This is a genomic window from Natrinema longum (assembly GCF_017352095.1).
Taxonomy (GTDB): domain Archaea; phylum Halobacteriota; class Halobacteria; order Halobacteriales; family Natrialbaceae; genus Natrinema; species Natrinema longum.
This window is the reverse complement of sequence record NZ_CP071463.1, coordinates 2889742-2903907: the sequence shown is the minus strand read 5'-3', so window position 1 is coordinate 2903907 and position 14166 is coordinate 2889742. Positions and strand designations below refer to the sequence as shown.

At 60.5% G+C, this 14166-nt stretch carries 6 protein-coding genes; 2 read left to right on the top strand and 4 right to left on the bottom strand.

Features of this window, described 5'->3' with window-relative positions; genetic code table 11:
• Window positions 1-308 precede the first annotated feature (308 nt).
• The 4 genes from J0X27_RS14285 to J0X27_RS14270 all read right to left on the bottom strand — a co-directional run bounded on the left by J0X27_RS14285 (window position 309) and on the right by J0X27_RS14270 (window position 9647).
• The gene (locus tag J0X27_RS14285; protein ID WP_242634246.1) at window positions 309-3140 is read right to left on the bottom strand and encodes a COG1470 family protein; all 2832 of its coding nucleotides are present in this window, start codon (window positions 3138-3140) and stop codon (window positions 309-311) included.
• A gap of 338 nt (window positions 3141-3478) precedes the next feature.
• The gene (locus tag J0X27_RS14280; protein ID WP_207269834.1) at window positions 3479-6547 is read right to left on the bottom strand and encodes a surface glycoprotein; all 3069 of its coding nucleotides are present in this window, start codon (window positions 6545-6547) and stop codon (window positions 3479-3481) included.
• A gap of 951 nt (window positions 6548-7498) precedes the next feature.
• Window positions 7499-8878, bottom strand: coding sequence for a hypothetical protein (locus tag J0X27_RS14275; RefSeq protein ID WP_207269833.1), 1380 nt, complete (start codon window positions 8876-8878; stop codon window positions 7499-7501).
• A gap of 145 nt (window positions 8879-9023) precedes the next feature.
• Window positions 9024-9647: a TetR/AcrR family transcriptional regulator gene (locus tag J0X27_RS14270; protein WP_207269832.1), complete on the bottom strand. Its 624-nt coding sequence runs from the start codon at window positions 9645-9647 to the stop codon at window positions 9024-9026.
• 268 nt (window positions 9648-9915) lie between these two features.
• On the opposite strand from J0X27_RS14270, the gene J0X27_RS14265 reads away from it, so the two are divergent.
• Both J0X27_RS14265 and J0X27_RS14260 read left to right on the top strand, forming a co-directional pair.
• Entirely contained in the window at window positions 9916-11529 is a 1614-nt protein-coding gene (locus J0X27_RS14265; protein ID WP_425491921.1) for a COG1361 S-layer family protein, read from the top strand.
• A gap of 3 nt (window positions 11530-11532) precedes the next feature.
• Window positions 11533-14070 (top strand): efflux RND transporter permease subunit, encoded by a 2538-nt coding sequence (locus tag J0X27_RS14260; RefSeq protein WP_207269830.1) that lies wholly within the window; start codon window positions 11533-11535, stop codon window positions 14068-14070.
• Window positions 14071-14166: the final 96 nt, after the last annotated feature.

The following is a 14166-nucleotide window of genomic DNA, read 5'->3' as shown; positions in this document are numbered from 1 at the left end:
CCACGGACCTCTATTCGTCGCACGGTACTAGTCCACACCTCGGTGTGCTCGCAAGACCGACCGGCCTCCGTACGGAGGCGACGACTCCACTACCGAGCGCGTCCCGTTTGAGCACTCGACTCCGTACTCATCGATTGACTCATCGTACAGCCCACCCGTGATCCACGGGCTGCGGACGGCAGTGACCGTGTTTCGAACCAGACCTCGTCAACGGTCGACTCGATCGGGAGACCTGCCGGTAATCGTGTAACGGTCGATAAAAGAAAACCGCGAATATCAGGGCCGGCGTGAGCCGGTAGTGTTACGACTTAGTTCTGACGGCGGAGTGCCAGCATGGCAGCGCCGAGCAGCGCGACGAGAGCGACGCCGACACCGAAGCCGGGCGTCGTGTCGTCGCCGGAGTCGTCCGAGCCGGAGTCGTCCGAGCCGGAGTCGTCCGAGCCGGAGTCGTCCGAGCCAGAGTCGTCCGAGCCGGAGTCGTCCGAGCCGGAGTCGCTCGAGCCGGAATCGTCCTTGCCGGAGTCTTCGGCGACCGTCAGCGTACCGTCCTGCTGGGTTTCGCCGTCGACGATCAGTTCCCACTCGTAGTCGTCAGCCGAAGCGTTTTCGAGGAGGGTTGCGTCGACGATCGTCTCGGAGGCACCGCCCTCGAGTTCGACGGTGTCGTTGTACAGTTCGTCGCCGTCGAAGACGAACTGGACGTTCTCGGAGACGGTGTCGTTGTTGGTGTTCTCAGCAGTGACCGTACCGCTCACGTCGTCACCAGCCACGGGTTCGGCCGGGTCGGTGGCGACGTCGTAGTTGAACGGCTGCGGTTCGGTCGCCGCGATGAGGACCGAGTCGATTTCGTTCTCGCCAGCGCCGTTGTTCGAGACAACGTCGCTTGCGCGGAGCGTGAACTCAGTCCCGGGCTCGTAGTCGCCGAAGTCGTATTCGGCGACGAAGTGCCGGTCACCGTCATCGCTCATGACCATTCCGTCAGCGGTGTCGGTGAAGGTCCCTTCCGCACGGACACGCGTTCGCAGTTCCGTGCCGGGGGCGACGTTCGTGTCACCCTCGATGGTTGCACCATCGGTTGCGGGCACTTCTTCAGCGCTGTCGGTCCACTCGATGTTACGCTCTTCGAGCGTGACCGTGGTTTCCGAGGAGACTTCGTCGTCCTCGTCGTCGATGTACGGGTTGTCCTCGGTGACGGTGAGGTTCGCGATGTAATCCTCGTCGTCCCACATGAGGTTGTTACCAGCGTCCTCGACGACGAGGATGAGCTGGCTGCCGTTGTAATCCGTGGAGTCACCGTTGACCGCGACGACGTCGAGCTGGTCGGCGTCGTCATCGCCCGTGAGGTTCAGGATCTGTGGATCCCGGTTCGTACCGGGGTCTTCCTGCTCCATCTCGAAGGAGACGCCTGCGTTGGCGAGCTCCTCGGTGACGTCGTCGCCGTTATTCGTGTCAGCGAAGACGCCGGTCATGCCGAGATCCTCGACCGTCACGAGGAGGTGGTCCTCCTGCGCGATGGTCGACGTCTGCGTGACCGTCGTGTCTTCGTCCTCGAAGTCTTCGAGGTTGTCTACGGAGTCACTGTTCGGTGCGGTGTGAGTCGCGATCTCGCCGGGTGCGGTTCGCTCGTTGAGGAACACGAAGCCGGTGTCCTGTTCGTCGTCGATTTCAGCGTGGTTGTCTTCGGGGGTGGACTCCCAGTCGTTACCGATGTTGACCAGGTAGTCACCGTCGCCGAGACGGTCGCTGAGCGGACCGTCACCGTCGTCGGTGATGTTCGTGTACGCGACTTCGACGTCGACGTCGTCGATGGTCTCACCTGCGTCCTCGCCCTCGAGGTAGATCGGGTTGAAGACGTTCGCTTCGTCGTCACCGAGCTCGTCGGTGCCAGCGAAGTAGGTGTTCATCGAGATACCGAACTGGTCCTCGTCGTGGTCCGAGGAGTCGATGTCGAGACCGACTTCGTAGTTGTTGTCCACGTGGTCACCGACCTGCATGACGCTGGCGTCGGTACCGTCAGTGTCGATCGGGATGACGACGTTGTCACCCTGGACACCGGTCGGGTTGCCCTCGATCGAGCGGTCGGCACCATCACTTTCGGTGACGTTGACCGTGTCCGAGGCTTCGGCGGTCGAGTCGGTCACTTCGAAGTCGAAGGTGTACTCGTCGTCGTCGATGTTCGTGAAGTTCGTCTCGTACGTGTCGTCCTCGACGCCTTCGAGCGTGACGATCTCGTCATCGTCGTACGTCTCCGAGACATCGAAGTCGTCTCCGAAGATGTGCTCGAGTTCATCGACGTCGAGACCGTCGGCAGAGACGTTGATGTTGTAGGCAGCACGCCGGGACTCGAACTCGAGTTCGAAGTCGTCGGTCGTGTCGTCGACGGTGTCAGCCTCGAATTCGGCGGTGTCGAACTCCTGGACCAGGATGTCGAACATGTTGTCCCGGTCGTTGATGAAGTACTGACCCGTGTCCTCGCCGCTGGTGTCGAACGTGATATAGCCGTCCTCGTCAGCAGTCAGCTGGTTTGCTGGGTCGGAGGAGCTGTCACCAGTGCTCTGTCGGAGCACGACGGTGTCGCCAGCGTCGAAGCCGCCAACGCGGACTTCCTGACCGCTCCAGACGAGGTCACCGGCGAGGTCGGACGTGTCCTCGAAGGACACGTCGTAATCGTCGGAGTCATTCTCGTCGGAGTCGTCGCCGTCGTCGCCGTCGTCGCCGTCGTCGCCGTCGTCACTGCTGTCGACGGTGATCGTGACGGTCGAGTCATCGCTCGAGTCCGGCGTCACGAAGCCGTTTGCAGCGATGTCGTAGTCTCCGTCAGCAGCGTTGTCGTCAACGGTAACCGTTGCGGAGACCTCGTAGGACTCGCCAGCGGCGACCGTTTCGGACGTGCTGAGCCACGACTGGGAACCGCTCTGCCAGTCGCTGCTGTCAGACGTCACGTCCCAATCGGAGGGAAGCTCGCTCAGTTCGATACCAGTTGCCGTTCCGTCCTCATCCCCAGTATTCTCCAGGGTATAGGTAATCTCTACTTCTTCGCCAGGGGCCACAGTCGCATCATCGACTGACGCGTCGAGAGATGCATTCGCGCCCGACTCCTGTGCCGAAACCGGCACAGCAGCGAACACGGATAGCACCATCATCAGCGACAGTGTGATCCCGATAAGTTGTTTTCTTGTAGTTGTCATGCTACTCCAGACGTTGGTTGCGCACCATCTATTAAATGCTTTGTGTTCCCCTGTTATGTTTATAAATAGATCATTCACCGAGCGGTAGAGAGGTATTAATAACTGGTGTAGACGCACAGTATAGCGCCTCTTAGTAACAGTTGGTGAAAGCGGGGGGTTAATAACGTATTTCGAACGCCAATATGTAGTCGCCGGAGTGAATAGCAATTGACTTATAAGTAGTCGTTCAGCGGCCGTCAAAAAATAAGCTAGATTTCAATTCGCGAGCCGACTGGAGAGTCTGAGCGATTTCAGACTTCCTGGTCGGTGTTGTACGCCTGAAGGACGGTCAGCACGTCGGTCGTGCCGATGTCACCGTTGTTGTTGTCCTGAATTGCGGTAAGGACTTCGTTGATATCGATCTGGCCGTTATCGTTCGTGTCGTACTGCGACACGTCGAAGTCGTTATTACCGTCGTTTTCAGTGACAGTCAGCGTAGCAGTCTGGTCGTTGAGCGACGTCGAGACGCCGTGCTCGTAGTCACCAGCTTCGGCGTCGACGGTGTACTCGAACTCGACCGTGGTACTCTCTCCAGCATCGAGCGTGACATCGGTGGAGTCCACGACTGCACCGTCGAACGTGTAGTCGACCGTGTTGGTGGAACTCTCGGCACCGGTGTTAGTGACGTTCGCCGTCACCGTGATCGTGTCGCCCTGGGCTGCGTCCGCAGGTGCAGCCAGATCGGAGACTGCGAAGCCTTCGGGGGCCTCGACACCCTCGATCACGATGTCAGCGTTAGTCGTCCCGAGCGGGAGGTTCTCGTCGATCGTGTAACCAGTCTGTCCGTTGAACGTTGCTTCAGTGCGGTAGTCCATACCGGTTCGGAGGTCCGTGAACGCGTACGAACCAGTGGCACCAGTTTCACGCTCGCCAACGAGGTCGTACTCCTGACTGGTTGCGTTCCAGACGTAGAGTTCGACGTTTGCACCGGGGATGTTGTTGTCGTCTGCGTCAACAACGTCGCCAGTGATCTGACCGACGCCGAAGACTTCGACTTCGGCGTTCTGGTTCTCGTCGGTGGTGAACTCCGTGTCTTCGGAGTTCTCGGTAGTGGCGTTGATGTCAGTGACGCCCGTGTTCGGGCCACCGACGAACGTCGTCATCGCCGTACCGTTATCGTCGGTCGTGAGGTTGGTGGCGTCGAGTGCGCCGACGGTACCGTCGTCGGTGGTAAGCTCAACGTCCTGACCCGGAGCGGGGCTCCACTCGTCGTCGCCAGTCTGTGGGTTGCGCTCGGTCACGATCTGAACGTTGGTCGTATCGTCGAGCGGCAGGGACGTTGCGTTCACCCATTCGCCATCCTCTTCGACGTACACGTTCGTACGGTAGTCGAAGACGACGTCTTCCTGGAAGATAGCGACGTCTTGCGTCACCTGGTCGTTTGGATCGCCAGTGTTCAGGTTCTGGTCCGTACCAGCGACGAACTGACCGGCTGCCTCAGAGGACAGGTTGATCTGGTCGTACTGGTCGTTGTAGGACACGTAGAGGTTGAAGTCCGTTTGCTCACCGGCGAGACCGCTGACGACGTAAGCGCCGTCCTCGTTGGTCTCGGCAGTCAGGAAGGAGTCTCCCTCATCGTTAACGAAGGTTTCGTTAATGTAATCGTAGGACTGGTCGACCTGTCCGTCGTAGGCGACCCAGACGTTAGCGTCTTCGATCGGCTCCTGGGTTTCGCCGTCGCGGATCTCACCGGTGACGACTTCGTCGCCCTCGAGGACGTACGTGACGTTAGCCGCAGCACTCGAGTCGTCTGCAGTGGCGTCATCGTCGAGGCCGGAGACTGCTTCGCCGTCGATGAGGTTTTTGACGATCGGCTGGATGTCGCCGTCCGTCATGTTGCTCTCGTTGGCGTAGTCAGCACTCACGTCGAACGTTTCGTACGACCAGTTGCCCGTCGCGGCATTGTCGTCGATGTTGCCTTCGGGGCTGTCGGGACTGATCGTGACGGTCAGGTCCTTCGTGGAGTCACCCTGCGCATCGAGGAAGCTAGCGATGTCGAAGCCAGCAGGTTCGAGTTCAGCAGTGCTGAGGTCGACCGTAACGTCGCGGTTCACAGCGCGGTCGTCGTCGTTCTGTGTCTGCGAGTAGACGACGTACGTCTGCGTGTTGTCGAGTTCTCCGTCTGCGAGGAGCGTCGTCTCGTTACTGACGATTTCCTGCTCTTCTTCGTCGAAGACGCCAATGCCGATCTCCTGTGGCGCTTCGTCGCTCTCGAGTTCGACTTCGACGCTGTCACCAGTTTGACCCGGCGTGTAGAGCGAAGCCGTACGGGTGTTCGAGACGAGGAGGTCGCTCCCTTCTGCTTCAACGACGTAGTCGTACGAACTACCCTGATCAGGACCAACAGCGAGGCCCTCGAAGCGGACGAATCCGTCGTCGTTAGTCGTGAGAGTGTCGAGCGGAACTGCAGTGGACGGGTCCGCGTTGTAGTCGTCAGCATCGTAGATGTTGACGGTAGTATCCGCGACGGGTTCACGGGTGTCAGCATTGACGACGTCAGTGCTCACGGTCCCGCTGTTGTCCGTTGCGATCGTCAGGTCTGTTCCAGCGTTGTCGTCGTCCGTGGCGACACCGTGACCGTAGTCGTTGTTGGCGTCAGTCTCAGCGCCACTGAAGACGGCATCGTCTCCCGTGTTCGGCACGAACTCAACGTTCGCCTCTTCGCCAGGCGAGATCACGACGTTGCTCTGGGAGTCCTTCTCGTCATCTTGATTGAAGGTAAGGGCTCCTGCACCGTTTCCTTCACCAGTTACGTGGTAGGAGACCGTCTGATCTCCTTCGAGGTCACCGGTGTTCTCGATCGTCGCGTTGACCGTGATGTCCGCACCGTACGGTGCGTACGGTGGTGCATCGATGTTCGAAACCTCGTAGTTGGCTGCCTCGACGGTCAGTTCGTCGACGTTCTCGACGTCGGACCAGTCCGTATCGAGACTGTCACCATCGCCTGGTTCGGCAGTAGCACTCGAGCTACCCGAAACCGCGTAGACGTTGTAGTCGTCTGCAGCAAGACTAGTGATGTCTACGTTTTCGAAGGTGGTTTCGCCGGAGCTATCTGCCGATGCGCTGGCGTAGAGGTCGGTACCAGCGTCGTAAGTGGCGTCGGCACTCACCACGTATGCTACGTTCGAGTCACTCGCGTCGTGAGTGACCGTAATATCCGATTCGCCTGAGGCTGTATCGTCCGAATTAACCGCGGTCGCTGCCGCCGCCGCCCCGCCCGCAAACGCTGCGGACATGGCGACAACGGACAGTACCATCATCACGGTCAGGAACACTGCACGTCCCTTCTCGCGATAGGTTGGTTTGTCGTTTCTTGTCATATGTTATGTTAGTTGGGTTGCTTCTCCTGAGTGGCCACGCTTGCGTTCCGATCGTGAGTCCGGGTAATCGAACGTTGAGTGCGGTCCGAAAGACGCCGTCCGATCCTACTAGCTTGCATGACCATGGGTAGGGGTACGGACGATATTTCATAGGCGTGTCTTAAATACTTTGTTGTACGTCACGACAGATGAGTATACTCTATGACATACAGGAACAGTCGTGTGTCTCTTATTATGCCACGGATAATATCTCCGATTATACCCGTATCAAACCGTTCAACCCGCTACTTGGCCGAAATCGATACCCGGACCAGACCTATGTCACGAATTCGGTAGGAAATACTTATTTAGAGGTCTGTTCCGGATTGTGTAATTATCGAGACTGTCGGTATCACCATTATGACTACTGAAAAAGAGTTAGTAGAGTACGGTAAGACGGTATTACGACCGCGATCCCCACCGCTCGAGCGGAGATCCCTCCAGGCGAGTGTCGTGCACCCACGTACCATACGTAAGAACGCGGAGTTCAGGAAGCAGTAATTGTGCCGCGGAGACACAATTACTCCGATGACAAGAAACGACGGTTGGCTGCACCGAAAGTCGGATGGTTGGTGATACACACCCTGGTACCCCTACCCACAGGGCGGGATCGATCGAGTGTGGGTGAGCAGGGTGAGATCCCATCCGTCCCCGCCACCGGAAGCTATCGACTCGCCGCTTATCAACTTGTCTTATGCCTTACCATGACTATCATAGGTTACAACGATAACGTAACCGAAGGGAAATGCTACTCGGTCTCGGTATCGCTGGACGAAAACGGCGGTCGAATCGGTCGTCGTTCCTGGAGAAGTGTCGACGTTCAGTCTATCGTCGAAGAGATACGGATCTGATTACTGTTTGAGCGGACCAGTACAGTCCGTTTGAAGCGCTCGATTTCGATCGAGACGCTGCTCAAACGGTTTTCCCTGTGTTGTAGGCGTCAATAACGGCTAGTACTCCCTGAAAATCGATCCGGTTGGTATTGTACTCCGCTACTGCCCGGAGGGCCTCGGTGAATTCGATCCGGCCACTATCGTTCGTGTCGTACTGTCTGATATCGGCCGTATCGCTGTCCTCGTTAGTTATCGTCACGTCGGCGGTATCGGTGACGGATTCGCCGTCAACGTCGACAGTAGCACCGAACTGATCCTCCCCGCGAGCGTACTGTAGACGCCCTGTTACTGCTTGGCTCTCCTCGAGTGGCGACTCGAGCGATACCGACAGGTCTTCGACTGTGTCGCCGGCTGGGACCACGTCACTGTGGCCAACCACGTCGCCGGATTCGGTTTCGATGGTGATCACGGTGTCGGCCGCATTATAAAACGCTACTCCGACGGTAACTGACTCGCCAGTCGACTCTTGATCGTCCATAAAGATATCGCCGACAGCAGTCGGAAAGGCGTCAGCGATCGACGCCGGGCACCCGTCAGGAACGGCTGCATGTGGATTATTACCGCTGTACTCACTGAACGTGATCGCCCCTCCCGAGCGGATATCCCACCCGCCGTGAAATTCGTCATCCCACTCGGTGTCCGAGATTCGAAGGTGACTCGCGTCGTCGTTCGCGCCGACAACGAACGAGTAGTGGCGACCGTTCATCGCGAACTCGCAGTCGGCTACGGATACCGGTCCGGGTGCCCACGCCCAGACGCCGCGGCCGTCGTACCCGCGTTCGGTGAGTTCGACGCTCGAGTTGGTGATGATATCGTCGTCGCCGCCGACGCGATAGTGGGAGATTCCACAGTTCGCCGCGTAACAGCCGTCGATGTGAATCGATCCGTCGCCGTCCGTCGCCGGGGCGGAGGCGTAGATGCCGTTGTTGGGGAACTCCTGGACGTTGACGTTCCTGAACTCGATGGTTCCGTTGTGCTCCGGGCCGACGAAGATGCCCCCGGGGCCGTGCGGTGAGTCACCGACAGCGTCCGATCCGTCGCCGAGATAGACGTTTTCGACGGTGCTCGTTCCGTTGCCGGTATCGGAGAGACCGAACACGGTTCTGGAAGCGCGCTTTCGCCCTCTGAATCCGATGTTTCTGATCGTCCAGTTGGTCGAGTCCCTGGCGTCGATCGTACAGCCTTCACCGGTCGTGTAATCGATCAGTTTGTTCGCGAACGTCTCGCCGTCGTCGATCCATATCGTCTGACCGCGAGCATCGATGACTTCGTACGCCCCGTCGTCCGACGCGCCTGCTACAGACATCGGCGAGATGGCAGCTGGAACCGCTATCCCTGCCAGTTTCAGATACGACCGCCGGTCGAGTCCGCTCGTGGTTCGCGTCCGTTCCGTACTCATCTCTCTCGTGCCGACAGTTCACGAGCGACGTATAGTATATACTGATAGTCATCAATCCGTGAATTCCATTTTCCTCTCAACCGTAGGCTCGTCGCCCCTCGTGTGAGTTAGCGAACGCTAGCGCGTCGAAATCCGGACGAGTCGATTACTCTCTGACAGAATCGTTTTCGGTCGCGTACACGCGCGTCCGAAGATAATTGTTTAGTTCGTCGTGAACCCCTCCGAGCCAGTCGTCGCCCTCCGTACTCGAGCGGCGCAACACCGTCCCGAGAACCGTCGTCTGGAGCGTCTCGGCGACGGCCTCGGGATCGCACTCGCGGAAGGCCCCGTCGTCGATACCCGCCTGGAGCACCGCCGTGATCGACTCGCTGAACAGCCGATCGCTCCGGGTGAAGTGCTCCCGATAGGCCGGGTCGTGGACCGCCTGGCTTCGGAGTTCGAGAATCGTCGTTACGAACGCGCCCCACTCCTCCTCTTGGTCCATCGCGAACCACCACTCGAGGAGTTCCTCGAGTCGCGCCCGCGGCTCGTCGACGCTGCCCTGCCCGAGTTCGTCCTGGAAGTACTCGAGGAGGTATTCTAGGCACGCGAGTACCAGCGCGTCCTTGTCCTCGTAGTGGTGGTAGATCAGCGACGGGCTCCGGTCGAGTTTCTCGCCGATCGTCTGTATCGTCAGCCCGGCGTAACCGTGGTCCCTGAGGCTGTGATAGGTCGCTGCCAGGATCTCTTCGCGGGTATCCGCCGGGTCGTCGAACACGTCGATCGTCACGGTGGGCCACCTCTGAACCGCGCCGGTCCGCCCGCCCGTCCCCGGGCGAGTCTCGACGCCGCGACCCGATCGAAGGGTTGCATCTAGTGACAGCACAGCGTCGGACACCATAACCGGTTTGATTGAACGTTCATTCAAAAGAGTTATAGCCCGCCCCTCCCGGACATCTGACAATGAGCGAAAGTAACACCGCCGAACATGTATCGGGGGCGACGACGTCGCCGCGCGACGCGTCACCCGCTCGCGAAACACCCACTAGGTGGTTCCCGTGAGCCGCCGTCGGCGTCTCGCCCTGGCCCTCGCTGCGATCACCGTCGTCGGATTCCTCGCCCCGCTTGGCGCGACCGCAACGCTGGCACAACAGGCACCACAGCAGTCCGGCAACGATTTGACCCGCGGTGAACCGGAACTCGAGGTCGTCAACTCGAACCCCGAAGTGACGCCGGGTACCGAGACTACCCTCGACGTCCAAATCAAAAACGACGGAGACCTCAAAACCGGCTCACAGGCCGATCGGGTCCTGACGGCCCGCGGCGTCACCGCCGAGATTGAGGACGCCGGTCCCTTCGAATCCGGCTCCGGCGAGGTCGCCGTCGGTCCGATCCAGGACGGGACGATCGCGACTGCGCCGCTCGAACTCGAGGTTCCCGAGGATGTCGAGCCCGGCAAATACGAAGTCGACGTTAAAGTCAGGTACGCCTACACGAACCGCGTGTCGGAGTCCCAACAGCGATTCACGACGACGGAAACGCTCGAGCTAGACATCGTCGTTCCCGACGAACCGCGGTTTTCGATCTCGAACGTCGAGACCGACGTCGCGCCCGGCGAAAACGGCGATATGACGCTCGAGATCGAAAACACGGGAACGGAACCCGCGAACGAAACCCGCGTCTCCGTGACCGGGTCCGGTGGCGTCACGATCGATGGCGGGGCGAGCGAGAACGCCATCGGCGATCTCGCACCCAACGAGTCGACGACGACGACGGTCGAGGCGGCGATCGCCGACTCGACGAGTGAGACGGCCAAGTCGATCGAGGCGACGTTCACGTACGAAGACGGGTCGGGAATCGAACGGATGTCGACCCCCACGCGATCGACGTTTACGCCCGCGGACGAGCAGTCGTTCTCGATTCGAACGCTCGAGGACACCCTCTCGGTCGGCTACGAGGGAGAGGTGACCGGCGAAGTCGTCAACGACGGGCCACGACCCGTCGACGACGCAGTGCTGATCGTCGAGCCGATGAGCGATTCGCTGTTCGTCGAGGATACCCGCTACGCGCTGCCCGAACTGAAATCGGGTGAAGCCGCGACGTTCCGGTATCCGACCGACGTCAGCGGAGACGCCGATGCAGGTGCACGACAGCTTCGGTTTACCGTCGAATACACCGGGAGCGGCGATACGACGCTCCAAGACGGTCCGATCTCCGAGCGAGTCGTCGTCGACGAGCGCACCGACGAGTTCTCGATCAGCGACGACGGCGTCTCCGTCCGTCAAGGCGAAACCAGCGATCTCGTGCTCGAGATCACGAACGAGCGCGCGGAGACGCTGTCGAACATCGACGCCAGACTCTACACCGAGGGTGATCTCGACGCCCCCGACGACGAGGCGTTCGTCGACGAACTCGAGCCCGGCGAGTCGGCGGAGCTTCCGTTCGAAGTCTCGGCAGGGGACGGTGCACGCGTCGAGACCCACCCCGTCGAACTCGACTTCGAGTACGACACCGAGCGCGGGGAGACGGTCCTCTCGGACGTCTACCAGCATCCCATCGAGGTCGAGCCCGGGGAGGACGACGGGGGCGGGTTCCCGTCGACCATCGTCGGAATCCTGGGTGCACTCGCCGTCACCGGACTCGGCGTCGGCCTCTGGTTGCGACGGAGCTAACGGATGAGGGACCTCGAGAAACGCCCTGAAGGTAGCGGTTCGAGCGGGGACGATCTCGATCTCGCCGATCGAGTCAACGCGTTGATCACCGACCACCCCTGGCGGATCGTCCTCGCGTTCGTCGTGGTGACCGGCCTGTTCATCGGTGGCATCGGTGGCGGTGGCGAGCAAGAGGCCGGAACCGACCAGTTCACCGAGGGTCTAGAGGAACAGGAAGCCCTCGAGGACATGCAGGACGACTTCGAACGCGGGGATCGTGACGACGGCGGATCGACCGCGAACCTGTTTATCACTGACGAGCACAACACCCTCTCGAAGCCGAGTCTCCTTCGGATGCTCGAGTTTCAGGAGCGTGCGGAAAACGAAGACGGGCTCCGGGTCGTCTCCTCGACGAGTCCGGCCTCGCTCGTCGCACAGCAACTCGATCCGGAGGCCGACACGGCCGAAACGCAACGACGCGCCATCGAGCGGGCCTCCCAAGGAGAACTGGAGGCGGCGATCGCAGATGCCGACGAGAGTATGGGGCTGCCGGTAAGCACGGACTTTACTCGTGAGTCGGCACAGGCGGACGTCGCTCAGATCGCCGTCACCTACGATACGCCGCCGAACGCGGACGATACCGACAAGGCCGCACTACAGACGCGAACGGCCGAACTGGCCGGCGAGATCGATGGCTACGAGACGGGCGAGAACGTCGAGGTCTTCGGCAACGCGCTCATCCAGGAAGAGACGGTGCAGTTGCTCGGAGACACCGCGATCGTCGTGTTCCCGGCGGCGCTCGTCTTGATCATGTTCTTCCTGCTCGTCGCCTATCGCGACCCGATCGACCTCTCGCTTGGGTTGCTGGCGCTGGTGATGACGCTGGTCTGGACGTTCGGGTTCATGGGGTATGCGGGGATCCCGTTCTCGGATTCGCTCGTCACGGTGTTTCCGCTGTTGCTCGCCGTCGGAATCGACTTCGGCATACACATCATCAACCGGTATCGCGAGGAACGAGCGACGGGAGCGGCGATCGGCGACGCGATGGGCATCACGACGCGCCAGCTTTCCGGTGCGTTCCTGATCGTCACGATCACGACCGTCATCGGATTCGCCGCGAACCTGACGAGTTCGCTCTCCCAGCTGCGTGACTTCGGTATCGTCGCCGCCGTCGGTATCATCTTCACGTTCCTCATCTTCGGGGTCTTCCTGCCGGCCGGGAAGGTCGGGCTGGATCGACTTCGGGAGGGAACGCGAATCCCGAACTTCGGATCTGCACCGCTCGGAAACGAGGACTCGGTTCTCGGGTACGTCCTTCCCGTGGGAGCGAAGCTCGCACGGATCGCGCCCGCCGTCGTGCTCGTGAGCGCGCTCGTCTTCGGTGGGGCAGCGGCAGCCTACGGGACGGGCGTGGATACGGAGTTCTCACAGGAGGCGTTCTTCCCGGACGAGGACCGGATCGCCCAGTACGAACGGCTTCCCGAGCCGTTCGCACCCAGCGATTACACGTTCATGGCCGTCCTCGACTACCTCGAGGAGGATTTCGATCAGGGATTCGTGGGGTCGGTCACCGTCTACGTCGAGGATCCGGACGTCAGATCGGACACCGCGTTTCGGGACGTCGACCGTGCGATCAGGGATCCCCCCGACGCGTTCAAAGAAACCGACCGCCGCGCGGAAGCCGATAGCATGATCAGCGCGATGGAGCAACGCAAGGAGACCGATCCCGAGTTCGCGGCAACGGTCCGGCGGAGCGATTCGAACGATGACGGACTTCCGGACCGGGACGTCGACCGGGTCTACGACGAACTGCTCGAGGAAGACGCGGCTCGGCAGTACGTCACGAGCGACCGAAGCGCGACCCGAATCGTGTATCAGGTAGACGTCGACGCGGACCAGACGGAGGCGACGAACGCCGCCGAAGCGGTCGCGGACGACATGAAGATGGACGCGACGGCGACGGGCAGTCTGGTGGTCAACCAGGCCCTCATCGACCGCATCAGCGACTCGGCGATCAGGAGTCTGATCGTCGCGTTCATCCTCACCGCCGTCTTCCTGATGCTGTCCTACTGGTGGCTCGAGGGACGGATGATCTACGGCGTGATCAACCTCGTCCCGGTCCTCGTGACCGTCGCGATGCTGGCGGGGTCGATGCGGCTCTTCGACGTTCCGCTCTCCCCGTTCAATGCCCCCATTCTGTCGGTCTCGATCGGGCTCGGCGTCGACTACACCGTCCACTTCATGCATCGGTTCGTCGACGAGTACGAGCGGGGAGCCGACGTTCACGATGCGCTCGCGGTTACGGTTCGTGGAACCGGCGGTGCCCTGACCGGCAGTATGCTCACGACCGTCTGCGGGCTCGGCGTGTTGTACCTAGCCTTGATCCCGCTGATCATGGAGTTCGGGCTCCTGCTCGCGCTTGGAGTCTTCTATGCCTACCTCACGTCGATCCTCCTGCTTCCGTCGACGATCGTCGTCTGGGACCGCCTCGAGCGGCGGTTCGGGACGATCGGTGACCTGCAGTGGCGGGAATCGGCTCGCGCCTTGACCGGACGGAAGTAGCGTCTCTCGAAGGCGTCACACACCGATCTCCCGCGTACCGATCTCGCTGGGTCGTTGCAAGCCAGTCCCGATTCCCGTCACAGTCGACTGGCGACC

Coding starts and splice junctions, on each gene's coding strand:
- J0X27_RS14260 (WP_207269830.1), top strand. CDS start 11,533: ATGAGGGACCTCGAGAAACGCCCTGAAGGTAGCGGTTCGAGCGGGGAC.
- J0X27_RS14280 (WP_207269834.1), bottom strand. CDS start 6,547: ATGACAAGAAACGACAAACCAACCTATCGCGAGAAGGGACGTGCAGTG.
- J0X27_RS14275 (WP_207269833.1), bottom strand. CDS start 8,878: ATGAGTACGGAACGGACGCGAACCACGAGCGGACTCGACCGGCGGTCG.
- J0X27_RS14285 (WP_242634246.1), bottom strand. CDS start 3,140: ATGGTGCTATCCGTGTTCGCTGCTGTGCCGGTTTCGGCACAGGAGTCG.